Here is a 26,597-nt window from a genome sequence, read left to right as displayed (position 1 = left end):
ATGTACGTATGAATGCATTGAACGGCGGCCGTCCGGAACGCGTGGCGATCATCGGAGCGGGCATGGTCGGGCTGTGTACGGCGTGGTACCTCCAGGAGCGCAGCGTCGACGTGACGGTTTTCGATTCGGACGGCGTGGCCGCCGGGTCGAGTTGGGGAAATGCCGGGTGGCTGACCCCCAGCATCGCGACACCACTGCCGGAGCCGGCCGTCCTGAAATACGGTGTGCGCGCGCTCCTGAGTCATGCGTCACCGGTCTACGTTCCGCCCACCGTCGATCCCCGATTGATCCGCTTCCTGCTGCAGTTTGTCCGCAACAGCACGGCATCCCGCTGGCACAAAGCCATGCAGGCACTCATCCCGCTCAACCGGGATGCGCTGGCCGCCTTCGACGAGATGGAAGTGGCCATGCCGGAGAAGTCCGCGCCAGCACAACCATTCATCGCCGCCTACCGCAGCGAGGCCGATCGCAGAACGCTGCTCGAGGAGTTCGATCAGATTCGGGCGGCCGGGCAGGCCGTGAACTTCGAGGTGCTCGACGGTGAGACGGCCCGCGCGCAGGAACCTGCCCTCTCCCCGCAGGTCAATGCGGCCATCCGCATCCTCGACGAGCGCTTCCTCAATCCGGCCGCGTATGTGCATGCCCTCGCCGACCAGGTGCTCGCGCGGGGCGGCAACATCGTGGCCGGCGCCGACATCGCCGAAGTGCGGGACACCGGTTCCACCGTCGTCGTGGGCGGCCAGCAGTTCGACGCCGTTGTGGTGGCGACAGGAGCGCGGCTGAACCGACTGTTGAAGCCCTTCGGAGTCCGACGCCTGGTGCAGGCGGGCCGGGGCTACAGCTTCACCGTCAAGGTGGACCATCTGCCCCGCGGCCCCGTGTACTTCCCCACTCAGCGCGTGGCGTGTACGCCGGTGGGCGACCGCCTGCGCATCGCCGGGATGATGGAGTTCCGCGATGTCGATGCGCCGATGGATTATCGGCGTATCCAGGTGCTGCGCAACGCTGCTGGCGAGTTGTTGAACGGTGCGCACCTCGACGTCCGTGAAGACGAATGGGTGGGCGCTCGGCCCTGCACCGCCGACGGGCTGCCCCTCATCGGTCGCACCGCGAGCCCGCGCGTGTTCGCCGCCGGCGGCCATGGCATGTGGGGCATCACTCTCGGTCCGGTCACCGGCAAGCTGGTGAGCGAGTTGATCACCACCGAGCGACTGCCCGAAGCGCTTCGAGCCGTCAGCCCACTTCGATGACGAAAGAGACGTCCTTGACCACATTGACCCGGATCGCGTCGGCGGCCGCCCCCGCCGCAATCGGACCGTACGCCCAGGCCGTCGCCCATGCTGGGATGCTCTACTGCTCGGGGTCACTGCCGGTTGATCCGGCGACCGGATCGATCGACGCGGGAGATCCGGCTGCCGAGGTGAGGCAGTGTCTGACCAACCTGACGGCGGTGTGCGCGGAGGCGGGCACCGATCTCAGTCGGGCGGTGCGCACCACCATCTACACCACAAGGCTGAGCGAGTTCGCCGCCATCAACGTCGCGTACGCGGAGTTCTTCAGCGACGGCGAGGTGCCCGCTCGCACCACAATCGAAGTGGCGGGGTTGCCGATGGGTGCCACCGTCGAGATCGACGCCATCGTGGCTTTGGCCTGATCGCTCGGTGTCAGGCCTTGGGACACAGCCGTAGTGGCGTGCGATGCAGCGAAATCCGGCGGACAGATGAGCGGGATACGCCCTGAGTCGGTGACAGTGAAGCCGACCGCGGAAGCCGTGGTAGACCTTTCGGCGATCGCGCATAACGTGCGACTGCTCAAGGAACATGCGGGATCGGCCGCGGTGATGGCCGTGGTCAAGGCCGACGGCTACGGTCACGGTGCGGCGCCGGTGGCCCGTGCCGCACTGGAGGCGGGAGCCGCTGAGCTCGGGGTGGCCACCGTGCCGGAGGCGCTGTCGCTGCGCCGCAACGGTATCGACGTTCCGGTCCTGGCGTGGTTGCACGCGCCCGGAACTGACTTCGGACCAGCGCTTGTCGCCGATGTACAGCTTGCGGTGTCGTCGCTCGCACAACTCGACGAGGTGTTGGATGCGGTCCACAGAACCGGGATCACTGCCATGGTCACCGTCAAGGTGGATACGGGCCTGAACCGCAACGGTGTTCCGGAAGCCTACTTCGACCAACTGGTGAATGCATTGCGCCGGGCGGTTTCCGCTGATGCGGTGCGGGTCCGCGGGATGATGTCCCATCTGGCGTGTGGTGACGAACCCGAGCATCCGGCCAATGACAGTCAGTACGAGGCCTTCACCCGGCTCTGTGAGCGAGCACGCCGGATGGGTCTGGAGTTCGAGGTTGCCCACCTGTCCAATTCAGCGGCGACCATCGCGCGGCACGATCTGGCGTTCGACATGGTTCGACCCGGGCTTGCCGTGTACGGACTCAGCCCGATTGCGGGCCGGGGTGATTTCGGACTCAGTCCTGCGATGACATTGAAGGCCCCGGTGGCGTTGGTGAAACCGGTCCGCGCGGGCGAGGGGGTGTCCTACGGACACGCTTGGGTCGCCGACCGGGATACGACGGTGGCGTTGGTGCCGGTGGGCTACGCGGACGGGGTCTTTCGCGGACTCGGGGGCCGCCTTGAAGTGGCGATCAACGGTGTGCGGCGCCGCAGCGTCGGGCGGGTGTGCATGGACCAGTTCGTCGTTGACCTGGGGCCGGGAATCACGGATGTCTGCGTGGGAGACGAGGTGATCCTGTTCGGCCCGGGGGCTTCGGGTGAGCAGACCGCGCAGGACTGGGCTGATCTGATGGACACGATCAACTACGAGGTGGTGACCAGTCCGCGCGGCGGACGTGTCATCCGCACCCACATACAGGCCGGCGGATGCTGTTCGCGCGATGAGTTCAACTGCAGGCGCACGCGTGGGTGCAGCTGCGCGCAATGAAGGAATGGGATCAGAGGATGGCTGCTGCGGTTCTCCAACACCGCTGTCGGATTCATCCCCGCGGCGACTCACTCGATGGCTTCGATCGCGCACTCCTCGAATTCGTGAGCGTGTGGGCTGTGTATGGCGGTCCGCCGGACGAGGAACTGCTGCCGCGTTTCGGTGTCAGCCGAGCGGATCTGTCGGCGAAAATCCATGAAATAGTCTTGGCCACAGAGTATCTCGACTGCAGAAACTTCAAAAGCGCGCCCTGAGGTGACCGATGGAGAACTCGGGCACGATGCGGGCTGCGATTCCGCGCTGACCATCATCGGCGGAAAGCGACCCTAGGTGGACACTTCCGCCGTCATCGCCACACGTGTCCGGCGGGGACGAGCTCCGCGCTTCCCGAGGTCATTCCGGCAACCGCGGCGGACAGGGCGCTGGCGTCCGTGCTCGCCACCGTGAAGACCGCCTGCGCGCTGTACTCGACGTCGACCACGTCGAACCCGCGTCCGCGCAGTTCGGCCTCCACCCTGCCGGCCTTGGCATGATCGATGGACAGCAGGAACAGTTCGGCGCGAACCCGTGGGCACAGTGCTTGACCTTCGAGCGCGGACAACACCACTCCGGAGTAGGCCCGTGCGAGTCCGCCGGTGCCGAGGTTGACCCCGCCGTACTGGCGTGAGACCACGGCCGCCACGTTCGTCAGGTCCCGTGATCTCAGCGCGGCCAGGATCGGTGCTCCCGCGGTGCCGCCGGGCTCCCCGTCGTCGTTGGACCGTTCGATCCGTGCGTCGTCGCCGATGATGAAGGCCCAGCAGTGATGCCCGGCGGCACGGTCAGACTCGCGCACGTCGCTGAGGAACTCGCTGAAGCTCTGCTCGGACTCGACGTGCCGGACCCGGGCGGTGAAGCGCGACCGTTTGATGACCTCCTCCGCGGCTGGGCTGGCCCCGTGCGGAAGCGTGAACGGCATAGCCGAAGTCTAGGAAACGCCCTTCACCACATGACACCGCGGATGAGCTCGGTCGGCGGGATGTCCTCCAGCGCGACCAGTCCCGCGGGGGACCGGCAGACCCAGTCGATGGCATTGACGGCACGCGCGGCCGTCGACAGGCAACCGGCCTCGGTCACGTCGAGTGCGGGGTGCGACAGGCTCGTGCTCATCTCGATCCGGGGCTCGCCCTCCACGACCACTTTGTGGACGCCGGACTGGCCGTCGGGTGGGAACTCCCAGTCCGGCGCTGCCTTCGAGGTCAGCCGGTTGACGTGTTCGACGGTGATGACGGTGTCACCGCCGCGTACACCCTCGACGGAGAACTTCACCGCGGCCAACTGCCCGGGTTCGATGGTCGTCATGCGGCATTCGATGTGCTGATCGGAGTACCACGGTTCGTAGCGCTCACGGATGTCGTCCAACTCCACGTCAAGATGGGCGGCGAGATTGCGGACGAGGCCGCCGAAGATCGTCGCGATCACGCCGGGCCGGAAGGTCAGTGGCCGTTCGGCATCGGCTGTGTTCCCAAAACCCATTGCCGTTCCGGTGTATTCGTAGTCGTCGTAGTTTCCGTAGTCGAAGATCTCCTGCACCGTGATCGACGCCGCCCGCGTCACCAGGCTCAGCGCGGCGTGTACGGCGGTGTCGCCGGAGAACCCGGGATCGATGCCGTTGACATACAGCGAGGAGTTGCCCGCGGCGCAGGCCTGCTCCAGCGGAACCCGCAGCCAGTCATCGGCCTGGCGTGGCGTCACCAACCAGACCATCGACGTTCCCACGACGTTGATTCCGGCGGCGAGCAGAGCCGACATCTCGCTGAGCGCCTCCATCGGTCGGGTCTCGCCGAGGGCGGTGTACACCACGCAGTCCGGTGCAAGGGCGATCAGCGCGTCGACGTCGTCGGTGGCGACGATTCCCGTCGGCTCGGTGAGCCCGCACAACTCCGCCGCATCGCGGCCGACCTTGGCCGGATCGGCGGCGTGCACCCCGACCAACTCGAGATCGGGACGGCCGATGATGGCGCGCAGTGAATGCTGGCCGACATTCCCGGTGGAGTACTGCACAACTCTGCGCATACGGCGGATCCGTCCTGTCAGCGGTCGTTTCCCACATCTTGAACGGACACCCACGTCCCGCGTCTTGAGTTCCGCTGATCTGTTGACTCCGCTCAAGATAGTCATCACTATCTTATTACTTAAGAGAGTGGCCGCTATCCAAATAAGCGAGGAGATGGGTACGTGGGCGCAGTCATCATGCTCGGAACCCTGTTCGGGTTGATCGTGCTGATCGTCGGCCCCACCGATCAGTTCTATCCCGGCGTGGAGAACCAACCGTTGCACGGCGGCTACGACTCAGCACACCAACGCCCGTAGTTATGGGCCTCGATCAGGCCGTGAATCCGGGCCGGGCGGCCTTCCCGGAGCTCGTTGGCGGTGCGTGCTGGGCGAGTAGTGTCGGCACCAGGATCAGGGGCAGGATCAGGGGCGGAAGCGGGGGCGATAATGCGCACCATCGCATTGGAGGAGCACTTTCTCACCGGCGAGCTCGCCCACTACAGCGATGCCACCCGCGAACTGGCCCAGCCCCAAATCTGGGCGGAGGCCTCCAGACGGCTGACCGACCTCGCCGAACAACGACTGGCGGACATGGACACCGCTGGGGTCGACGTCGCGGTCCTGTCGTTGACCGCACCGGGCATTCAGGCCGAGCCGGATCCACAGGTCGCGGTGACCCGTGCGGCCGAGGCCAACGACTTCTTGGCTGGGCTGATCGCCGCCAACCCGACCCGATATCGAGGTTTCGCCGCGTTGCCGCTGCAGAACCCGGATGCTGCCGCCAAGGAACTTGAGCGTTCCGTCGAGCAGCTCGGGATGTGTGGGGCCCTGGTCAACGCCCACACCTTGGGCGTCTATCTGGACGCGCCGCCGTTGCGGGCGGTGTGGGAGTGCGCCGAAGCCCTGGACGTCCCGCTGTACCTGCACCCGGCGAACGGTTTCGATACTCCCCACGTCATCAGCGGTCACCCCGAGTTGATCGGGCCGATGTGGAGCTGGGGCACCGACACCGCAACGCATGCGCTGCGGCTGATCTTCGGCGGGGTCTTCGATGACTTTCCCGGCGCCACACTGCTGCTCGGGCACATGGGCGAGAGCCTGCCCTACTCGCTGTGGCGGCTGGACTCACGGTGGGACTGGCACCGCCACCACGGCGTCGAGCTGGCACTCGGGCACCCCTCGCAGTATCTGCGCCGCAATCTCTTCGTGACCACCAGCGGGGTGTGCGACAACCCGCCGCTGCTGTGCGCGCTGTCGGCGCTGGGGCCTGAGCACGTGCTTTTCGCCACCGACTACCCGTACGAGGACATCGCCACCGCGACCGCCTTCCTGGCCGAAGCGCCGATCACCGAGGCTGATCGCGCCAAGATCAGTCACCTCAACGCCGAGCGTCTGCTCCACATCGCTCCGTAACCCGGTCGCCGGGCGACAGCGACTCGACGTGGGGCACCACTGTGGCCGCACCGCGCTGCAGGGCGGATCGCGCAGCGTGTGCCACAACGTCTCCGGCCGCCGCGGCGTCGACCAAGGTGACTTCGTCCGCCAACTGCTCGGCCATCGCTTGCGCCAACGTCTCCGTCCAGCAGTTCGCGCGCGAGCAGTCGCGCAAGGTGTCCCCTGAGCTCAAGGAACTGCTCGCCGACTAGTCTGTCCGACGCCCAGGCCGGCGGATCAAGATCATTACGCCGGCCTGGGAACGGCAGTCGACCGAGGAGGTCTGGTGGAGACGTTCCCACGTCTCGGTGCGGAACCATCCGTCGCCGTCCGGCGGATGAAGGACTTCACCCGGCGTGGCTCCGACATTGGAATCTCCGACGATGAATGAGCCGACCCAGACCAGCACGCAGAGGCGGGGCCGCGCCTGGACGGCCGGCATGGCATCGGTGCTGGCCTTCGGAACCGTCCCGGTGGTGGCGATGTTCGGCCTGGCCGACGGCGTGAGCCCCAGTGTTCTGGTGACGCTTCGCGGTCTCTGCGCCATGGTCGGAATCGGACTGCTCTGCGCACTCACAGGGCGACTGCGCCGGATCCCGCTGGCCGCAGTGGTCTGGTTGGTCGTGGTCTGCGGTCCGCTGCACGGGCTTCAGGTGTTCGCGTTCTTCGGCTCGATGCAGCATGGCGGTGCCCAGACGGCCATCGTGGTCACGCACGTGTATCCGATCCTGGTGATCATCCTGGTGGCGCTGCGCGACCGCGTACCCGTGTCGTGGCGCTCGTGCCTCCTGGCATTGGCGGCCCTGAGCGGACTGATCATGGTCGCGCTGACCGGCGGTGCCACCGCTTCGCTGGCCGCCGTCGGCCTGGCGCTGGTGTGCGCCATGAGCTACGCGCTGTACCTGGTGGGCAGTGAACGGTGGGTGCATCGGATCGACACCGTCGTCGCGACCGGTCTGGTGACGACGGGTTCGACGCTGTCGATCGGCGCCGTCGCGCTGTTTCAGGGCGGGAGCTTCTCGCTGTCCGCGGCGGCGTGGCAGGTGACCCTGCTGCAGGGCCTGGTGCTGCTGCCCGTCGGGGTGTGCGGCGCGCTCTACGCGGTTCGCGGCATGGGCTCCGTGGCGATGGGTCTGCTGGGGATACTCGAACCCGTCGTCGGTGTCGTGCTGGCGGCCCTGGTTCTGCACGAAAGCCTGACGCCGCTTCAGTGGGCGGGCGGGGCCGTGGTCCTCGCCGCGTGCGCACTCGCGCCCTGGGCGGCCTCCTCCCGGACCCGCTCACACCAACACACGGGCGGGAAGGTGCGAGAGGAGACCCCTATTTCGTCGGTCTCGGCGCAGAACTGACGCAGGATCTCGACGCCCGACTAACGTGCGACTAGATTGCGGATGGCACCGCCTGTCATGTGCGCAATCGCGTTCTCGGCGATCAGCGCGCTGGCACCGCGGGGCCGACCGCCGGCGATGTGCGGCGTGATGATCACGTTGGGCAGATCCCAGAGGTCCGAATCGACCGGCAGAGGCTCGACTTCGGCGACGTCGAGGGCCGCCCCGCCCAACTCACCGTCACGCAGGGCACGCACGAGCGCGGCCTCGTCGAGAGTGCTGCCCCGCCCGACGTTGACCAGCCACGCGTGACTCGACAGCAGATGCAACTCCGATTCCCCAAGAGCGTGAGCGGTTTCCGGCGTCGACGGCAGGATCATCACCAGCACGTCGGCAGTCGGCAGCACCTCACCCAGCCGATCGCTGGACACCACGTCGACGCCGTCCTCGGTGCGTGCCGAACGGGCGATGCCCGTCACCCGGGCGCCGAGCATCCGCACCAGCGGGGCGAGGCTGCGGGCGATGCCGCCGAATCCCCAGATGACCACATGGGCGTCCTGCAGGGTCGTGAATGCGCGCTGATTCTCGAACGCCTGCAGAGCCACGAGTTCGCCCGCCCAGCGGTGTCCGATCTGCGCCCGGACGGTGCGCGAAAGTTGGCGCGCCGCAGCCAAGATCAACGCCAGCGCGTGTTCGCTGACGGTCGCATCGTGCAGGCCCTGACCGCCGGCGATGACCACGTTCTCGGCGAAACCCGCCGCCAGCGCGGAATCCGGCCCGGCGAACAGTGACTGCACGAACTCGAGCCGGTGCAGCCGCGTGGCCTCGCGCGCGAGCTGGGCGGGCGGATTGCCCCACACGACCAGCATCTGCGCGTCGGTGTGCTCCTCCGGTATCGGCTCTGCCACCGCGTACTGGACGACGACGACATCTTCGATCGGTTCAAGCTCGATCAAGGTGGTGTCTGGCACCAGAATTTTCATGCGACCCCCTGGCCTGAGCGATTCACCCGCTCATCATGAAGCCCGGCGCCGACGCTGTCAGCGGAAGCGGACGTTGAGCGTCGCGAGGCCGAAGATCTTCCGGCCACTCGACTTGGCGCCGACGAGGAGGACACCGGAACGGGTCTCGGGGTCCAGCGACTTGATCTTGCCGCTGTACTCGATCTCGGCGCCGGTGGCCGGCACGATCGCGGGCTGCGACAGGCGCACCGCGTAGCGGGTCACCGCGCCGGGATCACCCGTCCACGAGGTGACGAAGCTGTTGCCCAACCCCATCGTGAGCATGCCGTGGGCCAGCACGTCCTCCTGGCCGGCCAGCTTGGCGATGTTCTCGTCCCAGTGCAGCGGGTTGGCGTCGCCGGACACACCGGCGTAGTTCACCAGGTCGCCGCGGGACAGTCGGGCCTGCTGCGCCGGCAGTCCGTCACCGGCCTTGACGTCGTCGAACGCCGGCGACGCGGGCGTGCGCGTCGTGCCGCCCTGGGCGATGCGACGCTCACCCTCGGGGCGGAGGGTCTTGACGTAGGGCGCGTCGGTGTCCTGGGCGCCGAGCATGTTGATGCCGTGCATCATCACGCCCTGCACGGCGGGTCGGATCTCGGGATCCACTTCGTGACCTCCGACGCCGACGACGGTGGTGTGCAGCGTGTGCACGATCTCACCCGCGGTGTCGGTGAAGGTGTTCGTGACGGTGATCAGGTCGCGCCCGGCGATTCGGCGCACCGACGTCAGTTCGATGTCGATCTTGAGTTCGTCACCCTCAACGATCGGGCGGTGCTGCTCGAAGACCTCCTCGGTCTGCAAGTACATGTCGTAGCCGACGACGACCGACTCGAACATGCGCTGGTTGCAGGCCATCGCGGGGCCCGAGGTGAACGTCAACGGCGCAACCAGGCCGGAGTACCCCAGCGCCTTGGCGGCGTCGACATCCCAGTGTGCGGGGTGGTAGGACTGCACGGCCCGCGCGAACTCGCGGATCTTCTCGCGGCCCACGAGGTAGGTGCCGTCCATCTGGTAGTAGTGGCCGACGCGGGATTCAAGGGTCGACGTGTCTGCTGCTGCGGTCATGAATCTGCTCAACTCTTCTATCGGCGTATTCGCTGAGGGCGTCCCCAGCACCCTAACGCGCGCGCACCGTGGGCAAAAAAGCCGATCCGGGTCGGCGACGTCCCGATGAGTCTGCCGCCGCACGCGGGTCTACCCGATACAACCAAGTCATCGGGAGTCACGCATGGGTCTCATCCACATCGAACTGTTCGCCACGCTTGACCTCGTCGGGCAGGCGCCCGGCGGTCCCGACGAGGACCCCGAGGGGTTCACGTTCGGCGGATGGCAGGCGCCCCTGATCGACGAGGTGTCGGGGGCCCAGGTGGGCGCCGCCTACGCGGGCACAGACGCGCTCCTGCTGGGCCGGCGAACATACGACATCTTCGCTGGCTACTGGCCGCATCAGGAGGGCGGCGCGGACGACGACATCGCGACGCTGTTCAACCGCGTCCCCAAGTACGTGGCCTCCCGCGGCAACCCCGACCTCTCCTGGGCCGGATCCTCGCAGTTGGGCCCGGACCTGGCCGCAGCGGTGCGCGATGTCCGCGAGCGACACGAGAACGTGAAGGTCGTCGGCAGCCTGGACTTCGTGCAGACCCTGCTTCGCGAGAAACTCTTCGACCGCCTCGATCTCTGGGTGCATCCGATCGTGTTGGGCACCGGAAAGAAGGTGTTCGGCGGCGGCGCCGTACCCACCAATCTCACGCTTCTCGAGCCTCCCTCGGGCAGCCCCCACGGCGTCGTCTTACTGCGGTACGGGCTGGCCGACGGTGTTCCCGCGACCGGCGACATGGACGCACCCGATCGTGGGCGTTCCTGACGTCGAGGGATCCGGCGGTGGGTAGGGTTCGGCTGCGACCCAGGCACTGCTACTCACTGAGGAGTCATCGCGATGAGCGACACCGTCATGCTGGACGCTGCCACCGAGACCGGAGCGGCGATGGAGGAGGCCGTTGCGGTCTTCATGCTGCACCCGGAGAACTTCGGCGCCAGCGTCGCCGCCGGCTACGCCAACCCGCTGGCGGGTTACGTGGCGGGTCGTGGCGGAGTGCTGGGTGAGGCCAGCGGTGACACTGTCGGTGCGGTGTTCGCGGTCTTCGAACCGGTCGGAGTGGCGGCGCTGTGGGACGAGGGCGTCGCGGTGCGCGGCGCTGCGGGTGCGGCCGAGCAGTACTGGACGCAGGCAGCAGACTTCGGGCGCAAGTACCTGTCCGGTGCTGAAGGCCTGGAGCGGATCGCGGCGTTGGGTGAGAAGCTCATCGCCGCTACGCCCATCGCGGGCCTGCCGCTGTATGCCGGCTGGCGTGCGATGCCGTTGGCCGACGATGCGCCCGCGCGAGCGCTTCAGGTGATGTTCGTGCTGCGCGAACTGCGGGCCGCGGTGCACTTCAATGCACTGACGATCTCCGGCATCACCCCGATCGAGGCGCACATGCTCAACAAGGGGCCGCAGTACGCCTCGATGTTCGGCTGGGCGGAGCCGTACGCCGACGGAGCCGACAAGAAGGACCGCTACGACGAGGTCGAGCAGGCGACCAACCGGCGCATGTCCGAGATTTTCGCGGGTGCGCTCGAACCCGCCGAGGCCGAGGAGCTGTCCAGGCTGAGCACTGCGGCGCTGGCGTCGCTGAAGGCGGCCGTCCCCAGCTGATCTGCGACCATTGCGGCCATGACCGCAACGCTCGTCGCCAAGAATGTGGCCGGCGGATTCGCCCACCGCACCCTCTTCGAGGGCGTCGACCTGACCGTCGCGCCGGGGGATGTCATTGGGGTGGTGGGCGCCAACGGCGCAGGTAAGAGCACCCTGCTGCGGATCCTCGCCGGAAACCTCGAACCGCTCGACGGCACCGTCAGCGTCGCACCGATCGATGCGTTCGTCGGGTGGCTTCCGCAGGAGCATGAGCGTGTGCCGGGGGAGACCGTGGCGGCATACATCGCACGGCGTACCGGATGTGCCGAGGCGACCCTGGCGATGGAGACCGCGGCCGCGGCCCTGGCCGATCCGGACCAGGGCATCGAGGGCACGGATCCGTCGACGGTGTACGCCGCCGCGCTCGACCACTGGCTGGTCACCGGCGCGGCCGATCTCGACGAGAGGCTGCCGGCGGTGCTGGCAGACCTGGGACTCGACTCTGAGGCTGTGCGGCCCGAGACGACGCCCATGACCGCATTGTCCGGCGGGCAGGCCGCCCGGGTCGGGTTGGCCGCGCTCATGCTGTCGCGGTTCGACATCGTGCTGCTTGACGAGCCGACCAACGACCTCGACCTCGACGGCCTCGAACGCCTGGAGCAGTTCGTTCGAGACCTCCGCGGCGGCGTGGTGCTCGTGAGCCACGATCGCGAGTTCTTGGACCGCAGCGTCACCGCGGTGCTCGAACTCGACCTGGCGCAGAACACCACCAGGGTCTTCGGCGGCGGGTACGAGAGCTATCTCGAGGAGCGTGAGATCGCGCGCAGGCACCGGCGTGAGCAGTACGACGAGTTCGCCGACAAGAAGGCTGATCTGGTGGCCCGCGCCCGAACCCAACGGGAATGGTCGAGCCAGGGCGTTCGCAACGCGATGCGCAAGTCACCCGACAACGACAAGATCCGCCGGCGCGCCGCCACGGAATCCAGCGAGAAGCAGGCGCAGAAGGTCCGCCAGATGGAGAGCCGGATCGCGCGCCTCGAGGAGGTCGTCGAACCGCGCAAGGAATGGTCGCTGCAGTTCACCATCGGGTCGGCACCGCGGTCCAGTTCGGTGGTCGCGACCGTCGCCAATGCCGTTGTGCGACAAGGTGATTTCGTGCTTGGGCCAGTCTCGCTCCAAGTCGATGCCGGTGAGCGCATCGGGATCACCGGCCCCAATGGCGCGGGCAAGTCGACCCTGCTGAGGCTCCTGCTGGGACGTCTGCAGCCGAACGAGGGACGAGCGAGCCTGGGCGCGAACGTCGCGATCGGCGAGATCGATCAGGCGCGCGCCGAGTTCTCCGGTCCCGGTCGGCTGGTCGATCGCTTCGAGCAGCACGTGCCGACCTGGCCGACTGCCGAGGTGCGGACGCTTCTGGCGAAGTTCGGGCTCGGCGCCGACCATGTCGAGCGCTCCGTCGACGAGCTCTCCCCGGGGGAACGGACCCGAGCCGGACTGGCGCTGCTGCAGGCCTGCGGCACCAACGTCCTGGTGCTCGACGAGCCGACGAACCACCTCGACCTTCCCGCGATCGAGCAGCTTGAGCAGGCGCTGGACACCTACGACGGGGCACTGCTGCTGGTGACGCACGACCGGCGGATGTTGCAGAACGTCCGGTTGGACCGCTCCTGGCTGGTCGACGGCGGCCAGGTGTCCGAGCTGTAGTCAGAAGATCCGCAGCGGGGGCTCCGACGGGTGCACCCAGGTCTGCTCGACTGGCCCGATGCCGGTGACCGCGATGACGGCCGGTTCGGCGGCGTCGCTATGGGCGCCGTCGTAATGGGGTGTTCCCGCGACCCGATGCACGAACGAACCGGCCGGAGCCGCTACGGCCTGGGCTGGGTCGAAGTCCGGGCCACTGTTGCACCACCAGACACCGGACAACACCATGCAGAGTCGGTCGGTGCGGTAGAAGTGCGGCGCACTCCAGTATCCGGGGTGCCATTTCATCAGGACCAGGTACTGCCCGGCCGCCGTCTCGCTCCCACTCAGCACGGCCTCTTCGACGGAATCCGGCGGAGCGCCCTGCGGCGTGCGCCAGACGATATCGGTGGGCACGCGAATGATGGTCTGGGCGGGATTGAGTTGGCTCATGGCGCCGGTGTCCTGTCGTCGGTCTCCGGCGACACCCTCGCATGGGCACGCGGAAACGGCGTTGAATTCACCGAGAATTTCGTTTCACCGAGAGTCGACCTGTGACCGCATTCGTCTGGGTGTGTGAACAAGCCACCTTTCGGGTGACCCCGAGTGGTCAGGCCGCGGGTCGGATGGCGAGTGAGCCGCCCCCGATGGCGAGGATCGCGCCGTTGACGTAGCTCGCGGCGGGGGAGGCGAGGAACGTCACCACGTTGGCGATCTCGTCGGCCGTCGCGGTACGACCCAAAGCCGTTGTGCGGCCGAGTCCTTCAATGAGCTGGTCGCCGAGCGCGGCGGTGCCCTCGGTCTGTGTGGGGCCGGGTGCGACAGCGTTGACACGCACCCCCCGAGCGCCGAACTCGTCGGCCCACAGCTTGGTCAGCAGTTCGAGGCCGGCCTTTCCCGCACCGTAGATGCCGGCTTCGGCCGCGGGCGTGCTGGCAGCCACCGTGGTCACGTTGATCACGATCCCGTCCCCACGCTCGAGCATGCCGGGCACGAGTTCCTGCACCAGTAGATAGGGTGCGCGCAGGTTGGTGTTGATCTGCTCGTCGAAGTCGGCGTCGGTGGTCTCCAGGGTGCCGGCGAACCGGTAGACACCCGCGTTGTTCACCAGGATGTCGACGTCACCGACCTCCTCCGCGAGCCTGCGGACATCCTCGACATCGGCCAGATCCGCGGCGACGAACAGAGCCCGCCCACCGTCATTCTCGATGTCCTGCACGGCTTTTGCGCCGCGTTCCGCGTTGCGTCCGTGGACCGTGACCGCGGCGCCCGCCGCGGCGAGTTGCCTGGCGATGGCGTAGCCGATACCCGCGGTCGCACCAGTGACTAGAGCGGTCCTCCCGCGGAGTGCATTGTTCATGGAGGATTCAAGGCGGCAAGCGGACCGGATATTCCGGCGGGGGTGGATTGGCGTTCCGCCATAAGCCCGATTACCTTGCGGTGGTGTTCTCAGATGGTGCAGTCGCGCGCTGGATAGCTCCCCTCGTCGCCGTCACGGCCCTGGCCGGTGTGGGTCTGTCGACCCCGGCTCAACCCGGGCTGGCGCCCGAGATTCGGCTGGCCAGCGAGGCCAACCCGCTCGACGGCACGACCTTCTACGTCGACCCCATCTCAAAGGCGATGCGTGCCGCGAAGGCGGCCAACCCGCCGAGCCCGCAACTCGACTACGTCGCCAACACTCCGCAGGCGTACTGGCTGGACCAGGCATTTCCCGCGTCCACAGTCACCGGCACGGTGAGCGGGTTGGTCGGCGCGGCGGGCGCGGTCGGTGCGACGCCGGTGCTGGTGATCTACGCCCTTCCTCATCGCGACTGCTACAGCTACGCGGCGGGCGGGTTCGGTTCGGCCGACGGCTACCGCCAGTGGATCGACGCCGTCGCGGCCGGCCTGGGCGGCGCGCCTGCGGTGATCATCCTCGAACCCGACGCCCTGGCGATGGCCGACTGCCTGTCGGCCGATCAGCGTCAGGAACGCTTCGATCTGATCCGCTACGCCGTCGACGCCCTGACTCGGGATCCCGCGGCGGCGGTGTACATCGACGGCGGACACTCGCGGTGGCTGAGCGCCGAGAACATGGCCGCCAGGCTGAATGAAGTCGGTATCGACCGGGCGCGGGGATTCAGCCTCAACGTCACGAACTACTACACGACCGAAGAGCAGATCGGTTATGGCGAAGCGATCTCCGGGCTCACCAACGGTTCGCACTACGTGATCGACACCTCGCGCAACGGTGCCGGGCCTGAGCACGATGGCGCGCTGAATTGGTGCAATCCCAAGGGACGTGCATTGGGCACCCCGCCGACCACCGCCACGGCCGGCCCGCATGCCGACGCCTATCTGTGGGTCAAGCGCGTCGGTGAGTCCGACGGATCATGTGACCGTGGCGAACCCGGCGCGGGGACCTTCGTGAACCAGTACGCGATCGATCTCGCACGCAACGCGGGTCACTAGCGCAGTCGCGACGGACCGCCGTCACGCAGGGGTTCTTCGGGTTTCTCGGATGTCAGGATCCCCGATCTCAGGTAATCTCGGCGACGTCGGGGCTCGTGATACTGCGCGTGGCTCCATTACAAGTGAGGGGCTGCAGATGTCAGTCGTTTCAAAGTTCACCGCCAGGACGTTGGTAACCGCCGCAGTCGGCGCCGGTTTGATGTTCGCGGTGGTCGGGTGCCAGGGCGAGTCGAAGGACGAGCCGACCACCACGACGACCACGACCACCACCACGACCACTCCCGCCGAGGAGACCCTGGTGCCCACCACAAAGGGCTCGCTGGAACCGAAGCCGATCCAGCCCGGCGAGATCAACCCGAGCAACGTCGGCCCGGGCGACTAGGCCGCACATACGCTTTCGTGACACCGAGGCAGCCTCCGTATGGGGGCTGCCTCGGTTCATCGCGGCGGGTCGCCGCGCCAGCGGAAGCTGTTGACGTACCTGCCCATGTCCACCGCGACTTGAAGGTTGGCGGCTGACGGCAATCCGGGACCGAAATCAGGTCCGAACCGGTGATACGGGCCGACGGCGCCGGCGACCAGTGCCAGTTCGTTCTTGACCGCGACCATGACGAGAATCCGCATACGCGAGTAATTCGCCGTCATGGCCTGCGGCCAGTAGTCGGCCACCACACCGTAACCAGGGTGGTAGCCGACCATGGCGTTGGGAATCTCGTAGGCCGTCCTGGTGCCGGGGAACGTCGTGCGCACCAACTCGGCCGCGATCTGTTTCGGGGTCCGACCCCCGGCAGGCACGCTGAACAACCGCAGAGTCCCACCGTCGCCGTCGAGCAGATCGGCTGTGACGCCGTCGTTCTGGGTGGTCACCCGATACGCCTTCTCGGTAGGCGGGTAGGACACCGAGAAGGATCCGTCGGCCGCGGTGAAGCGCGGGTTGAACACCACCGGCCTGCCCATCGGCGGATCACCGCAGTCCGGTGGGCATACGAACCGGGCCGGGGGCTCCTCAAGCGCACCGGACAGGCTGACCAGGCCTGCGGCCACGACCGCGATGGCGGTGACCCAGACCACCACCAGCCTGCGATACGACGTCGTGGGGATCTCCGGCGCCACGTAGGTGCCGGGGAAGTACAGACACCCCGGTGCCTCAGTGGTCATGGTGCTCCGAGTCCTGATGGACGGGGCGGTGTTCGCGGCGATTCCTTCTCGACGTCCGCGATGACGCCTGCGCGGCGGCGCCGCAGACCGCGCAGAACGGCATGTCGGGCACTGCATGGCCGCACTGCCAACAGATCAGCGGTTCATCCTGATCCGGCTCATCGTGCTGCTCATGCAGAAGTGCGAGGTGAATCCCCACGCGCAGGGCCAGCAGCGCGATCGCAGCGATGGCCAGATGTGCGGCCAACTGCATGATCTGGGGAACTCGGACGATGTCGATCAGTCCGATCGACGCGTACATCGCGATCACGGCGAAACCCATGAGTGCCAACACAAGACGCACGAAGAGGCGGTGCTGGTGCCTCTTGTTGGGTGGACGGCGGAACCACAACGCCGTGCCGATCAGTCCTCCGACACATGCCGCGGTGAGCGGCACCGCAATACCCCGGATGCCAGCCTCCACCATCAGACCTTCGGTCGGCCGGGACCGGGCCACCATGCCGACGGAGAACTGCGGTGACAGTCGGGTGACTGTGGATGCGGCGGTGAACATCAGCGCCCCGAGCGCGCCGAGGGCGAAACCGTCCAGAGACTCCTGGGTTCCGCGAGGTCGAAGTCGCATCACTGCGGCCGGAACCAACATGAGCAACAGGGCCCCGAGGGGGACGCCGAATCCGTCACGCAGGATCCGGAATCCGGTGATGCCCGCCCCGAGTGGCACGCCGTATGCGCGTGCCACTGCGGCGCCGGTCAGGAGCACCCATCCCACCCCGAGGCCGATTCCCAGCGCCGCTGTGATCACCAGCGTCGCCGACGAGATATCGCGGTAGACGTCGGCCTCCTGCAGATAGATCAAGAACAGCAGGGGAAGTCCCAGTGCCGCCACGGTGATCAGTGCCGCCGGGAGTTTGAACAGCGTCGCCGCGGCCAGGGTGACGATCAGTAGGGCCAGCCCCACCAGGAACGGAAGTCTTGACCGGGGCGGCAGATGCGGGAACAGCGTGCTGAGAACGTTCGGCGTCAGGAGGTGCTCGCCGGGGGATGCGCTAAAAGCCTTGACACGCAGCCATTCCGGTCTATTGCGGGGGGCGTCGGCGAGGTGTCCACCGCAGAGTCCGCAGAAATCGCCCGCGGGCACATCGATTTGGCATACGCCGCACTCGATGGTGGGGCGTTCGACCGCGGTGCCTTCGGTCACAGTTCCGTCCTCTGCAGAATCAGCAGGTTGCGTGCGAGGTTGTCGACATCGGGCGTGCCGAGTCCGCTCACGAGGTCGTATCCGGGACCCGCGGTGTCGACGGCATTGCCGCCGAGTGTGACGTCGCGGAACGCCGGGAATGGCGCGCCCTCGGCGATGCGGTAGAGCAGGGGGTTGATCTCGCCGATCAGGTCGCCGCCGTTGGCGATCAGATACTCGGTGATCATCGCCGTGAAGGCCGCCCAGATCGGAGCCGACTGCGACGTGCCCCCGCCGACGTAGACCTGTTGTCCCAGAACGATGGTCATGCCGGTGAACGAGTCGGCGACCGCAGCGACGTCGGGTGTGAGCCGCCTGCCCGCCGCACGCCCGGACGGGAGGGTGGTCGCCACCTGCTGCTGCCATGGGGGTGTGTCGAACAGCGCGGACACCCCGCCGCCGGTGCCCTGCGACAGGGGTGCGTCGAACCACGCCTGTTCGGCGATCCACTTCGCATCGGCATCGGTCGACAACGTGGTGCCTCCGACGCTGGTCATCTGGGGCAGCGAGGCCACCGAATCCAGTCCAATGGCGGTCTCGCCGGGCGGTGAGTCCCAGTCGGAGCCGCCCCTGCACTCCAGGCCCGCGAGATCGCCGCTGGCGTTGAAGGCGACCGTGCCGTGGGACTGGGCGCGGCGCAGCGCCGACTGGACTGGAGCCAGGTCGGCTGCGGTGATCAACCGGTCGCAACCCCAGCCAATCGAAAAACTCCACACCGCACCGGGATAACGCCGATCGGTGTCCTCGAGCATCTGACCGATCCGCTCGTAACCGCCCGGTCCCTCGACTGTCGGGCGCGCGTTGACCACGACCTTGCGTGCGTCAGGAGCGATCGCGTGCGTGACTTGGAGGTCCATCGTCAGCTCGGCAGCAGGAGGTCCGGGCTGTCCGCCGACAATCTCGGGGGTGAAGGTCGGCAGGTCGAACATCGACGAGAAAGTGTCGAGGTCGGCCTGGTCGAAGCCGTCAAAGGCGAAGATGACGATCGTGGTGCCTTTGCCGGTGAAGCCGTCGCGCGCGAGGCTGTCCGCGTTGTACGCGGTGAGCACGGCCGCCGGCGTCAGCGCCCGGTCGGGGACATCCAGGGGAAAGATGCCCGGTGATCCCGGGACCGACGTGTGGTGCGGCGTGTAGCTCAGGATTCGGCCCAACTCGTCGACTTCGTGCCGCAGTGTCTCCGGGACCTGGGGCTGTTGCGGTGAGGCGTAGAACTGTTGGCCGCGACGCCCGCGGTAGTCGTGCACCTCGAGTCCGAGCGCGCGGGACACGGCCGAGGGAGCACCCTCCAGAATCGCCCAATCGTCATCCGGTCTCCAGCGCACGGACAGATCGCGCTCGCGGGCCCAGGTGCGCAGCGCGACCGGTGGGTGCGGGCCGTGGAGCGAGGCGGTCAGCTGAATCTGATCCGCGCGCGCGGGGCCGAGGTCGGTGGAGGCGGCGAGCAGCAGTTGCATCGGACCAGTGACGGCGGGCTGTCCTGAGTGAGGAGAGACGTGCAGGTCGGAGACCGGCGTCAGCGCCGTGAAGACCACCAACACCATCAGCCAGGCGGTCGGGAGTCCCCATCGGCCCCGCGCCGCCCGCCCCCGCGCTCGGTTGATCACAACACCACTTTTCCAGAACGTTGCCGAGGGCACCGTGCAACCTCGGGTTTCGGGTCGGCCCCGCCACCGGGGTGAACAGGCGGCGCCGCGGTCGGGTCTCAGCGGCCCCTCGCATCTCGATTGACGCTATCCGCTACTACGAGCGCGTGGATGCCGGCGCCTATGCCCTGCCAGGCGGCGTCTGGTTCATCGCCCCCACCGGCCAGAACTGCGCCATCTGGGGTCTGGGAAGTTTCGGCTGCGCCGGTGTCATCCCCGGTGCGCCCGCAGGAACCACGCACATCGGCTGGGTGGACGGCGACAGGGCTGTCCACTACGACTGGTCGATAGCGGTCCGATTCCCCGCCAACCAGGCGCAACGTGTGCTGCCGCGCCGCAGTTCGATCACGCACAAGCGAACCACGTGCGCGGCCACGCCAGAGGGTCGCACCTACTGCCAACGCGGGCCCCCGGGTTTCTGCTCGAACCCACGATGACCGGGCTGTCCCCGCCGTGGATGGAGCTCAGCTGGATCGTGCTGGGGCCTGCGTCCTGCAGTCCACCGGGCGGTGGTCCCTGCTACAGCTGACCCTGGGGGGTGGGTTCGGCCTCGGCGGCTGAACGCCGGGTGGCCGCGCGTGCGATGAAGTACAGCACGACTCCCACGACCAACAGGATGCCCGCGAACAGCCACACCGTGGCGGTCTGCTGAGTGAGCAGCAGGATGCACGAGGCGACGCCGAGCACGGGTATCGCCGTCCAGACCCGGAAGTGGCTGTGCTCGACGGTGTCTCGGCGCAGCACCAGCACCGCCACATTGGTGGAGAGGAACACCAACAGCAGGAGCAGGACCACGGTTTCGGCGAGCGTGGACAGATCGCCGACCAATGTCAGCAGCATCGCCACCGCGGTGGTGGACACGATCGCCACCCACGGTGTGCGCCGCTGCGGCAGCACCCGCGCGAGAACACCTGGGAGAAGCCCATGTTCGGCCATTCCGAACGCGAGGCGGCTCGACATGATCATGGTCAGCAGCGCACCGTTGGCGACGGCGACGAGCGCGATGGCACTGAACAGCCAGTTCGGTACCCCCAGTCCCGACGCGGACACCACGTCGAGCAGCGGTCCCGACGATGCGGCCAGGTCCTCCGGGGCGAGAACGGCGGCACTGGCCAATCCGACCAGCAGGTACACGATCCCGGCCGTGACGAGGGCTCCGAAGAGAGCCGTGGGGTAGACCCTGCTCGGGTTGCGGATCTCCTCGGCGACGTTCGCCGACGTCTCGAATCCGACGAAGGAGTAGTAGGCGATGATCGCCCCGGCGAGGATGGCCAGCGCCGGGGTGGATCCGTCGGGGAACTGGCTGACGCGGCCGACGTCGCCGCGCCCGCCCCCGATCATCACCGCTCCCGCGATGATCACGATGAGCAGACCCGTCAGTTCGATGACGGTCATCACCACATTGCTCTTGACCGACTCGCTGATGCCGCGTGCGTTGAGTGCTGCGACGAGAGCGAGGAAGACCACGGCGGCGGGGATGGCGGGGACGTCGATGAACGTGGTGAGGTAGTCGCCCGCGAACGCGATCGCCAACCCCGCGGCGCTCGTGACCCCCGCCGCGAGCATGGAGAAGCCCACCAGGAACGACACGATGGGACGCTTGAACGCGCGTTCGGCGAAGACCGCGGCACCCCCGGCCTTGGGGTATTTGGTGACCAGTTCGGCGTAGGAACCGGCAGTGAGGAGCGCCAGCGCGAGCGCCACCACCAGAGGCGCCCACAAAGCGCCGCCGACCTTCCCAGCCAGGACGCCCATCAGCGCGTAGATGCCGGCCCCGAGCACGTCGCCCAGGATGAACAGGAACAGAAGAGGGCCGGTGATCTTGCGTTTGAGCTTGCCGTCGGGGGCAGCATCCTCCGGTGCGGCGGCAGTCGCCTCCGATGACGTCATTCACGTCTCCTGTGCTCCGGGCACCACTACGTCGCCGAGGGTGCGGCGTCGGATGGACATACCCGGATCGAGCGCGGGATAAGCAGTCACAACACCGACGAGGTTTTGATTTTCGTCCGATGGGCATCTGCTGCGGATGCGTCAGGAATGGGAATGCGTCGTTGTTGGTGGCGGTGCGGCGGGGCTCAGCGCGGCGCTGGTGCTGGGGCGGGCGCGCCGACAGACGCTGGTGGTCGACGCGGGCGCCCAGAGCAACAGCGCGTCGGCAGTCATGGGTGGGCTGCTCGGTTTCGACCGCCGACCGCCGGCCGACCTCTACACGCAGGGGCGCCGCGAGTTGGCGGTCTATCCCAGCGTCGAGTACCGCGAGGGGGAGGTGACGGGCGGGACGCTGAGTGACGACGGCGTGGAACTGGACCTCGAGGATGGGCAGCGGATCCGGGCACGACGGGTTCTGCTCACAACGGGGATGCAGTACTGCCCTCCGGACCTGCCCGGGCTTGCGCAGTTCTGGGGAAAGTCGGTGTTCCAGTGCCCGTTCTGTCATGGCTGGGAGATGCGCGATCAGCGGCTTGCCGTGATGGCGGTGGGGGAGGAGGCGGTGCACGCTGCGCTGATGCTGCGCGGGTGGTCTGATGATGTGGTCGTGTTGTCCGACGGTCCCAGCAGCCTCGATGCCGAGCAGGCCCGCCTGCTCGAGGCCGCGGGTGTCGCCGTCGACGAGCGTCGGGTCACTGAACTGATCGGCGCCGACCGTGACCTCACCCATGTCGCCTTCGCCGACGGCACGCGCCTGCGCCGGGACGGACTGCTGGTCGAAGCGCCGCTGCGCCAGCGGTCGGGCCTGGCCGAAAAGCTCGGGGTCCGTTGCACTTCCAGTGCGCTGGCACCGGACGCGGTCAACGTGGACCAACTGTTCCGCACGGACACGCCCGTCGTGTTCGCGGCGGGGGACGTCTGCGCCGAACAACCCCACTTGGCCGGTGCGATCGCCACCGGGTCCAACGCCGCGATGATCGTCGTGCAGAGCCTGCTGGCGGACGACTTCGGACTGCCGTATCCGCCGACGTGAGTTTCGACGGCGTCAGACGGGGTAAGCGCGGCGAGAGACCCCGATGGAGGAGGGCGTATGCGCGCAATGGTCTATCGCGGCCCGTACAAGGTGCGGGTCGAAGAGAAGGACATGCCGGCGATCGAACATCCCAACGACGCGATCGTGCGGGTGACCATGGCGGCGATCTGCGGGTCTGACCTGCACTTGTATCACGGGATGATGCCCGACACCCGGGTCGGCATGACCTTCGGCCACGAGTTCATCGGCGTGGTTGAGGCGGTGGGACCCTCGGTGCAGAACCTCAACGCCGGTGACCGGGTGATGGTCCCGTTCAACGTGTACTGCGGATCGTGCTACTTCTGCGCCCGCGGGCTGTACTCGAACTGCCACAACGTCAACCCGAACGCCACGGCAGTCGGCGGCATCTACGGTTACTCGCACACCTGCGGCGGATACGACGGCGGTCAGGCCGAGTTCGTCCGGGTGCCGTTCGCCGACGTCGGACCCGCGATCATCCCGGACTGGATGGACGACGAGGACGCACTGCTGTGTACCGACGCGCTGGCGACCGGATATTTCGGCGCGCAACTCGCCGACATCGTCGAAGGCGACACCGTCGCGGTCTTCGGTGCCGGTCCGGTGGGTCTGTACGCCGCAAAGTCGGCCTGGCTGATGGGTGCGGGCCGTGTCATCGTGATCGACCACCTGGAGAACCGTCTGGACAAGGCGCGCACGTTCGCACACGCCGAGACGCGGAATTTCGCTGAGTACGACGACATCGTGGTTGAGATGAAAAGGGCCACTGGACATCTCGGTGCAGACTCGGTGATCGACTGCGTCGGGGCCGAGGCCGACGGCAACTTCCTCCAACACGTCACGGCGGCGAAGTTCAAGTTGCAGGGCGGCTCTCCGGTCGCGCTGAACTGGGCCATCGACTCCGTCCGCAAGGGTGGCACGGTGTCGGTGATGGGGGCCTACGGTCCGATGTTCAGCGCCGTCAAGTTCGGCGATGCGATGAACAAGGGCCTGACGCTGCGCATGAACCAGTGTCCTGTGAAGCGTCAGTGGCCACGCCTGTTCTCTCACATCCAGAACGGCTATCTGAAGCCGAATGACATTGTCACCCATCGAATTCCGCTTGAGCACATCGCCGACGGATATCACATCTTCTCAGCCAAGCTCGACGACTGCATCAAGCCCATCGTTCTTCCGCAGGCCAGCTGACAGGAGCATGCCATGGTGTACACGGCAGACCATCCCCCGGTTCCGGACAGTGCGGAGCTTCGAGCCCGTATTCCGGGCTGGGGGGTCGATCTCGATCCCGCCGACCGCCCGGCGGTGCCCCGCCTGCGGCCCGATCCCGCGGGCACCGGCGCGCACTGGGAGTTGCCCGAACGTCAGCCGGAGAAGTGGCCGCGGGAGCGGTCCATCGAACATGCGATGTTGACGCCGGTGTTCGGGACATCGACGCCCCCGCGTGGACTGTCGGGAGTGATTCGCAGGTATGCCTACGGCTTCAGTGAGGGACGCGCGGCGCACTGGCTGCTGCTGCTCGGCGCCGATCGCATCAACGCCGTCGAGGGGCACCTCGAGTCGTTCCTCACCACGCGTCCCGATAATCCTTTCACTCAGACCGGTATCCGAAGCGAGTTCACCCATCACGGATGGAAGTCCCGGGTCGGGACCACTCGGGTGGATAAGTCGCACACCTGGATGGATCCGTTGATCGTTGGCGGGCCATGGGTTTTGACCGCAGTTGTGCTGGCCAAGGCGACGCGGTCCTTGGCGAATCGTTTGCCGAAGACCCGGGGGCGGGCCGGCCACCGGATCTCGCGGCGCTGATCAGTTTGTGAACGCCCACCCCGGGTAACCGGTGGAGAGCCGCGGTCTGCAGCCCATTGGATCGCATTCCCTTTCACCATTCTGCCGGGAGGCGTCGTGTTCACACACAACAAAGATCTTCAGTTCGAGGTACGGGTCAATGCACCCGATCCGAGGTTCGCATCGCTGCTCATGGAGCAGTTCGGCGGTGCCAACGGGGAATTGACCGCTGCCCTGCAGTACTTCACCCAGGCATTCGTTCTTCGGGAGAAGAACCCCAAGATGTACGACCTGTTCATGGACATCGCGACCGAAGAACTCAGCCACCTGGAAATGGTCGGTTCCACGATCACGATGCTTCTCGACGGGCTCAACGACGACCTCAAGCTGGCCCACCAACGCTGCGACTGGATGCCCGCGGTCGCCAGCCGCGACGGTCGGGACCAGGCAATCCACCAGGTCGCGGTCAACCCGATGTTCCTGGTTCTCAGCGGCGGCGGGCCCGACGTCAAGGACTCGGCAGGCAACAACTGGACCGGAGCCTTCATCGACGCCAACGGCGACCCGACGGTCGATCTGCGGAACAACCTGGCCGCCGAGTCGAGGGCCAAGGTGGTCTACGAGTACCTCAAGCAGTTCACCGACGATCCGGGGGTTCAGGACACTCTCACCTTCCTGATGACCCGCGAGATCGCGCACTACCAGCAGTTCACGGCCGCACTGAACGAAATGCCGGTGAATTTCCCACCCGGCCAGCTCGCGGGCGATCCGCGATTCCAGAACGTCGCGTTCAACATGAGCAACGGCGATGGATCGGTGCGAGGCCCGTGGAACGAAGGCCAGGGTCCGTGGCCTGAGGGCATCGAATGGGACTACGTCGAGAAGCCCGAGCAGGAGTGGCTCGGCACATCCCTGCGCAAGAACAAGGGTGCGGAGGCCAACCCCGACGGCGGGCCCGACGTGGCCGCGGAGAAACCCTTCACGCACGAGCAACACGTCGCCACGTCCTGAAAGGAGCTGCAGTCATGGATGCCTTGACCTTTCTCCGTCAGGACCATAAGAGCGTGCTGGGCATGCTCGAAGTGCTCGATGGAGCGCCGACCGGAGACGGTGCGGCCAGCAGCGGTCTCGACACGATGGTGACCAACCTGGTGATCGCCGAATCTCAGCACGAGGCGATCGAGGAGCAGTTCTTCTGGCCGATGGTGCGTGATCACCTCGATGAGGGGGATTCGTTGGCAGACACGGCCGTTGAGCAGGAGCAGGAGGGCAAGCGCCTGCTGCAACGGCTTGAGGACGGGAAGCCCGGAGACCCCGATTACCACGAGGCTCTGCAGCAGTTCGTCCAGTTGGGTCGCGACCACATCTCCTTCGAGCAGGACGTGGTCTGGCCGCTTCTTCAGGAAGCGGTACCCCAAGAGGAGTTGGCCATGCTGGGTGAGAAGTTGGAGGCGGCCAAGAAGGTCGCGCCGACGCGACCTCACCCGGACACCCCGCCCAACTCGACCGTTCTCAAGACCATGGGGATGGCCACGGCCGCGATGGACCACGTCCGTGACGCCGTCACCGGCAGGGCCAAGGACAACCCGCCGGATCCGCAGATCCACTGAGGCACCGCGACTGTGGGTGTCGCAGGCGATTCGACCGAAGTCCCTGCGTCACCGCACAGTCGTCGTCACCGATGTGACGTCGACCAGTCCCCTGACCGTCGCGGCGTCAGTCGATCTCTTCGGGGGTGCGTCGCTCGGCCAGTGAGGCCAGGCGCCACGTGCACTCCCGGTTGCGTGGGAATGCCGCGGCCAGCGCCATACGCTGGGGCACCCACCCCATCGGGGCTCCGACGGGCACCTCGGCCATCTCGATGCGACATCCGCCGTCGGGATTGTCGAAAAGGTTGAGCGTGATCCGCGCCTTGCCGAACGGGCGACCTTTCGCCAACAGCACCAACTGCTCCTTGGGCCGGCAGACCTCGACCACGGTGATGTCGTTGAGAAGGGCAGGCCACACCCCGATCGAGTGCCGGATCGTGCTGCCCACCTCCGGCCAGTTCGGGTCCACGGCGCGTATGCGACTGTTGCCCACCACCCACTGCGAATATGTCCACCCGTCGGCGATCACGGCCCACACGCGGTCCCGGGACGCCGTGGTGTCCCGCTTGACGGTCAGCGAACTCTCGGCTTCTTCTGGCTGCTCACTCATGGGAGCGGCATACCCCGGTGATACCGGGAGTAAGCACCGGTCAGACGAA

At 67.0% G+C, this 26,597-nt stretch carries 27 protein-coding genes and 1 pseudogene; 17 read left to right on the top strand and 11 right to left on the bottom strand.

Annotated elements, in window-relative coordinates:
* The first annotated feature begins 8 nt into the window (after positions 1-8).
* The 3 genes from G6N34_RS24565 to alr all read left to right on the top strand — a co-directional run bounded on the left by G6N34_RS24565 (position 9) and on the right by alr (position 2,941).
* Entirely contained in the window at positions 9-1,250 is a 1,242-nt protein-coding gene (locus G6N34_RS24565; protein ID WP_085152109.1) for an NAD(P)/FAD-dependent oxidoreductase, read from the top strand.
* Positions 1,251-1,264: 14 nt separating this feature from the next.
* Complete coding sequence (locus G6N34_RS24560; RefSeq protein WP_085152224.1) at positions 1,265-1,654, top strand: RidA family protein; 390 nt, start codon at positions 1,265-1,267, stop codon at positions 1,652-1,654.
* Positions 1,655-1,720: 66 nt separating this feature from the next.
* Positions 1,721-2,941, top strand: a complete 1,221-nt coding sequence (alr, locus tag G6N34_RS24555; RefSeq protein WP_085152108.1) for an alanine racemase — start codon at positions 1,721-1,723, stop codon at positions 2,939-2,941.
* Between the two features lie 346 nt (positions 2,942-3,287).
* Here alr and G6N34_RS24550 read toward each other — a convergent pair whose 3' ends face one another.
* Together G6N34_RS24550 and G6N34_RS24545 are read right to left on the bottom strand one after the other, a co-directional pair.
* A complete protein-coding gene (locus tag G6N34_RS24550) occupies positions 3,288-3,899 on the bottom strand; it encodes an IMPACT family protein (RefSeq protein WP_085152107.1) in 612 nt (203 codons plus the stop codon).
* A gap of 23 nt (positions 3,900-3,922) precedes the next feature.
* Positions 3,923-4,996, bottom strand: a complete 1,074-nt coding sequence (locus tag G6N34_RS24545) for an NAD(P)H-dependent amine dehydrogenase family protein (RefSeq protein WP_085152106.1) — start codon at positions 4,994-4,996, stop codon at positions 3,923-3,925.
* Between the two features lie 162 nt (positions 4,997-5,158).
* On the opposite strand from G6N34_RS24545, the gene G6N34_RS28350 reads away from it, so the two are divergent.
* From G6N34_RS28350 to G6N34_RS24535, 3 genes are all read left to right on the top strand, one after another.
* Entirely contained in the window at positions 5,159-5,293 is a 135-nt protein-coding gene (locus G6N34_RS28350; protein WP_264017123.1) for a hypothetical protein, read from the top strand.
* 129 nt (positions 5,294-5,422) lie between these two features.
* Positions 5,423-6,388, top strand: coding sequence for an amidohydrolase family protein (locus tag G6N34_RS24540; RefSeq protein ID WP_085152105.1), 966 nt, complete (start codon positions 5,423-5,425; stop codon positions 6,386-6,388).
* A gap of 404 nt (positions 6,389-6,792) precedes the next feature.
* On the top strand, positions 6,793-7,758 hold the full coding sequence (locus tag G6N34_RS24535) for a DMT family transporter (RefSeq protein ID WP_085152104.1): 966 nt from the start codon (positions 6,793-6,795) through the stop codon (positions 7,756-7,758).
* A 20-nt stretch (positions 7,759-7,778) separates the two neighbouring features.
* Here the strand turns inward: G6N34_RS24535 and G6N34_RS24530 are convergent, their stop codons facing one another.
* Positions 7,779-8,720, bottom strand: a complete 942-nt coding sequence (locus G6N34_RS24530) for an NAD(P)-dependent oxidoreductase (protein WP_085152103.1) — start codon at positions 8,718-8,720, stop codon at positions 7,779-7,781.
* A gap of 57 nt (positions 8,721-8,777) precedes the next feature.
* A complete protein-coding gene (locus tag G6N34_RS24525) occupies positions 8,778-9,806 on the bottom strand; it encodes a fused (3R)-hydroxyacyl-ACP dehydratase subunits HadA/HadB (protein WP_085152102.1) in 1,029 nt (342 codons plus the stop codon).
* Positions 9,807-9,969: 163 nt separating this feature from the next.
* On the opposite strand from G6N34_RS24525, the gene G6N34_RS24520 reads away from it, so the two are divergent.
* The 3 genes from G6N34_RS24520 (at position 9,970) to abc-f (ending at position 13,119) form a co-directional block, all read left to right on the top strand.
* Positions 9,970-10,605, top strand: coding sequence for a dihydrofolate reductase family protein (locus tag G6N34_RS24520; RefSeq protein WP_085152101.1), 636 nt, complete (start codon positions 9,970-9,972; stop codon positions 10,603-10,605).
* Positions 10,606-10,677: 72 nt separating this feature from the next.
* Positions 10,678-11,436, top strand: a complete 759-nt coding sequence (locus tag G6N34_RS24515) for an SCO6745 family protein (protein ID WP_085152100.1) — start codon at positions 10,678-10,680, stop codon at positions 11,434-11,436.
* Positions 11,437-11,454: 18 nt separating this feature from the next.
* Positions 11,455-13,119 (top strand): ribosomal protection-like ABC-F family protein, encoded by a 1,665-nt coding sequence (gene abc-f / locus G6N34_RS24510; protein ID WP_085152099.1) that lies wholly within the window; start codon positions 11,455-11,457, stop codon positions 13,117-13,119.
* Here the strand turns inward: abc-f and G6N34_RS24505 are convergent, their stop codons facing one another.
* Both G6N34_RS24505 and G6N34_RS24500 read right to left on the bottom strand, forming a co-directional pair.
* On the bottom strand, positions 13,120-13,548 hold the full coding sequence (locus G6N34_RS24505; RefSeq protein ID WP_085152098.1) for a cupin domain-containing protein: 429 nt from the start codon (positions 13,546-13,548) through the stop codon (positions 13,120-13,122).
* 157 nt (positions 13,549-13,705) lie between these two features.
* Positions 13,706-14,455, bottom strand: a complete 750-nt coding sequence (locus G6N34_RS24500) for an SDR family NAD(P)-dependent oxidoreductase (RefSeq protein WP_085152097.1) — start codon at positions 14,453-14,455, stop codon at positions 13,706-13,708.
* 47 nt (positions 14,456-14,502) lie between these two features.
* Between G6N34_RS24500 and G6N34_RS24495 the strand changes: the two genes are divergently transcribed.
* Both G6N34_RS24495 and G6N34_RS24490 read left to right on the top strand, forming a co-directional pair.
* Positions 14,503-15,546, top strand: coding sequence for a glycoside hydrolase family 6 protein (locus tag G6N34_RS24495; protein WP_085152096.1), 1,044 nt, complete (start codon positions 14,503-14,505; stop codon positions 15,544-15,546).
* Positions 15,547-15,682: 136 nt separating this feature from the next.
* Entirely contained in the window at positions 15,683-15,928 is a 246-nt protein-coding gene (locus G6N34_RS24490; RefSeq protein ID WP_133057766.1) for a hypothetical protein, read from the top strand.
* 56 nt (positions 15,929-15,984) lie between these two features.
* Here the strand turns inward: G6N34_RS24490 and G6N34_RS28170 are convergent, their stop codons facing one another.
* The 3 genes from G6N34_RS28170 to G6N34_RS24480 are packed head-to-tail and all read right to left on the bottom strand — an operon-like array spanning position 15,985 to position 19,482.
* The gene (locus G6N34_RS28170) at positions 15,985-16,704 is read right to left on the bottom strand and encodes a hypothetical protein (RefSeq protein WP_085152094.1); all 720 of its coding nucleotides are present in this window, start codon (positions 16,702-16,704) and stop codon (positions 15,985-15,987) included.
* Positions 16,694-17,902, bottom strand: a complete 1,209-nt coding sequence (locus G6N34_RS28165; protein WP_085152093.1) for a hypothetical protein — start codon at positions 17,900-17,902, stop codon at positions 16,694-16,696. The genes G6N34_RS28170 and G6N34_RS28165 overlap by 11 nt, the downstream gene beginning before the upstream one ends.
* Positions 17,899-19,482: a S53 family peptidase gene (locus G6N34_RS24480; RefSeq protein WP_085152092.1), complete on the bottom strand. Its 1,584-nt coding sequence runs from the start codon at positions 19,480-19,482 to the stop codon at positions 17,899-17,901. The genes G6N34_RS28165 and G6N34_RS24480 overlap by 4 nt, the downstream gene beginning before the upstream one ends.
* A 191-nt stretch (positions 19,483-19,673) precedes the next feature.
* Here G6N34_RS24480 and G6N34_RS24475 point away from each other — a divergent pair.
* A pseudogene (locus G6N34_RS24475) lies at positions 19,674-20,113 on the top strand (hypothetical protein); the annotation flags it as partial.
* Here G6N34_RS24475 and G6N34_RS24470 read toward each other — a convergent pair.
* Positions 20,104-21,474, bottom strand: coding sequence for an APC family permease (locus G6N34_RS24470; RefSeq protein ID WP_085152091.1), 1,371 nt, complete (start codon positions 21,472-21,474; stop codon positions 20,104-20,106). The pseudogene G6N34_RS24475 and the gene G6N34_RS24470 sit on opposite strands and share 10 nt — an antisense overlap.
* Positions 21,475-21,610: 136 nt before the next feature.
* Between G6N34_RS24470 and G6N34_RS24465 the strand changes: the two genes are divergently transcribed.
* The 5 genes from G6N34_RS24465 to G6N34_RS24445 all read left to right on the top strand — a co-directional run bounded on the left by G6N34_RS24465 (position 21,611) and on the right by G6N34_RS24445 (position 25,959).
* On the top strand, positions 21,611-22,546 hold the full coding sequence (locus G6N34_RS24465; RefSeq protein WP_085152090.1) for an NAD(P)/FAD-dependent oxidoreductase: 936 nt from the start codon (positions 21,611-21,613) through the stop codon (positions 22,544-22,546).
* Between the two features lie 57 nt (positions 22,547-22,603).
* Positions 22,604-23,752, top strand: coding sequence for a zinc-dependent alcohol dehydrogenase (locus G6N34_RS24460; RefSeq protein WP_085152089.1), 1,149 nt, complete (start codon positions 22,604-22,606; stop codon positions 23,750-23,752).
* A gap of 12 nt (positions 23,753-23,764) precedes the next feature.
* Complete coding sequence (locus G6N34_RS24455; protein ID WP_085152088.1) at positions 23,765-24,370, top strand: hypothetical protein; 606 nt, start codon at positions 23,765-23,767, stop codon at positions 24,368-24,370.
* A gap of 96 nt (positions 24,371-24,466) precedes the next feature.
* Entirely contained in the window at positions 24,467-25,360 is an 894-nt protein-coding gene (locus G6N34_RS24450) for a manganese catalase family protein (protein ID WP_085152087.1), read from the top strand.
* Between the two features lie 14 nt (positions 25,361-25,374).
* On the top strand, positions 25,375-25,959 hold the full coding sequence (locus G6N34_RS24445) for a hemerythrin domain-containing protein (RefSeq protein WP_085152086.1): 585 nt from the start codon (positions 25,375-25,377) through the stop codon (positions 25,957-25,959).
* Positions 25,960-26,065: 106 nt separating this feature from the next.
* On the opposite strand, the gene G6N34_RS24440 is transcribed toward G6N34_RS24445, so the two are convergent.
* A complete protein-coding gene (locus G6N34_RS24440; RefSeq protein ID WP_085152085.1) occupies positions 26,066-26,548 on the bottom strand; it encodes an SRPBCC family protein in 483 nt (160 codons plus the stop codon).
* Positions 26,549-26,597 lie beyond the last annotated feature (49 nt).

Origin of the sequence: Mycolicibacterium confluentis (assembly GCF_010729895.1) — a bacterium.
GTDB classification, from domain to species: domain Bacteria; phylum Actinomycetota; class Actinomycetes; order Mycobacteriales; family Mycobacteriaceae; genus Mycobacterium; species Mycobacterium confluentis.
This window is presented reverse-complemented; position numbering and strand designations above follow the sequence as displayed.

What these genes read in the sequence shown, in the direction of transcription:
- G6N34_RS24565 (WP_085152109.1), top strand. Translation starts at nt 9, where the DNA reads ATGAATGCATTGAACGGCGGCCGTCCGGAACGCGTGGCGATCATCGGA.
- alr (WP_085152108.1), top strand. Translation starts at nt 1,721, where the DNA reads ATGAGCGGGATACGCCCTGAGTCGGTGACAGTGAAGCCGACCGCGGAA.
- G6N34_RS24550 (WP_085152107.1), bottom strand. Translation starts at nt 3,899, where the DNA reads ATGCCGTTCACGCTTCCGCACGGGGCCAGCCCAGCCGCGGAGGAGGTC.
- G6N34_RS24545 (WP_085152106.1), bottom strand. Translation starts at nt 4,996, where the DNA reads ATGCGCAGAGTTGTGCAGTACTCCACCGGGAATGTCGGCCAGCATTCA.
- G6N34_RS24540 (WP_085152105.1), top strand. Translation starts at nt 5,423, where the DNA reads ATGCGCACCATCGCATTGGAGGAGCACTTTCTCACCGGCGAGCTCGCC.
- G6N34_RS24535 (WP_085152104.1), top strand. Translation starts at nt 6,793, where the DNA reads ATGAATGAGCCGACCCAGACCAGCACGCAGAGGCGGGGCCGCGCCTGG.
- G6N34_RS24530 (WP_085152103.1), bottom strand. Translation starts at nt 8,720, where the DNA reads ATGAAAATTCTGGTGCCAGACACCACCTTGATCGAGCTTGAACCGATC.
- G6N34_RS24525 (WP_085152102.1), bottom strand. Translation starts at nt 9,806, where the DNA reads ATGACCGCAGCAGCAGACACGTCGACCCTTGAATCCCGCGTCGGCCAC.
- G6N34_RS24520 (WP_085152101.1), top strand. Translation starts at nt 9,970, where the DNA reads ATGGGTCTCATCCACATCGAACTGTTCGCCACGCTTGACCTCGTCGGG.
- G6N34_RS24515 (WP_085152100.1), top strand. Translation starts at nt 10,678, where the DNA reads ATGAGCGACACCGTCATGCTGGACGCTGCCACCGAGACCGGAGCGGCG.
- abc-f (WP_085152099.1), top strand. Translation starts at nt 11,455, where the DNA reads ATGACCGCAACGCTCGTCGCCAAGAATGTGGCCGGCGGATTCGCCCAC.
- G6N34_RS24505 (WP_085152098.1), bottom strand. Translation starts at nt 13,548, where the DNA reads ATGAGCCAACTCAATCCCGCCCAGACCATCATTCGCGTGCCCACCGAT.
- G6N34_RS24500 (WP_085152097.1), bottom strand. Translation starts at nt 14,455, where the DNA reads ATGAACAATGCACTCCGCGGGAGGACCGCTCTAGTCACTGGTGCGACC.
- G6N34_RS24490 (WP_133057766.1), top strand. Translation starts at nt 15,683, where the DNA reads ATGTCAGTCGTTTCAAAGTTCACCGCCAGGACGTTGGTAACCGCCGCA.
- G6N34_RS28170 (WP_085152094.1), bottom strand. Translation starts at nt 16,704, where the DNA reads ATGACCACTGAGGCACCGGGGTGTCTGTACTTCCCCGGCACCTACGTG.
- G6N34_RS24480 (WP_085152092.1), bottom strand. Translation starts at nt 19,482, where the DNA reads ATGGTGTTGGTGGTCTTCACGGCGCTGACGCCGGTCTCCGACCTGCAC.
- G6N34_RS24470 (WP_085152091.1), bottom strand. Translation starts at nt 21,474, where the DNA reads ATGACGTCATCGGAGGCGACTGCCGCCGCACCGGAGGATGCTGCCCCC.
- G6N34_RS24465 (WP_085152090.1), top strand. Translation starts at nt 21,611, where the DNA reads ATGCGTCAGGAATGGGAATGCGTCGTTGTTGGTGGCGGTGCGGCGGGG.
- G6N34_RS24460 (WP_085152089.1), top strand. Translation starts at nt 22,604, where the DNA reads ATGCGCGCAATGGTCTATCGCGGCCCGTACAAGGTGCGGGTCGAAGAG.
- G6N34_RS24455 (WP_085152088.1), top strand. Translation starts at nt 23,765, where the DNA reads ATGGTGTACACGGCAGACCATCCCCCGGTTCCGGACAGTGCGGAGCTT.
- G6N34_RS24445 (WP_085152086.1), top strand. Translation starts at nt 25,375, where the DNA reads ATGGATGCCTTGACCTTTCTCCGTCAGGACCATAAGAGCGTGCTGGGC.
- G6N34_RS24440 (WP_085152085.1), bottom strand. Translation starts at nt 26,548, where the DNA reads ATGAGTGAGCAGCCAGAAGAAGCCGAGAGTTCGCTGACCGTCAAGCGG.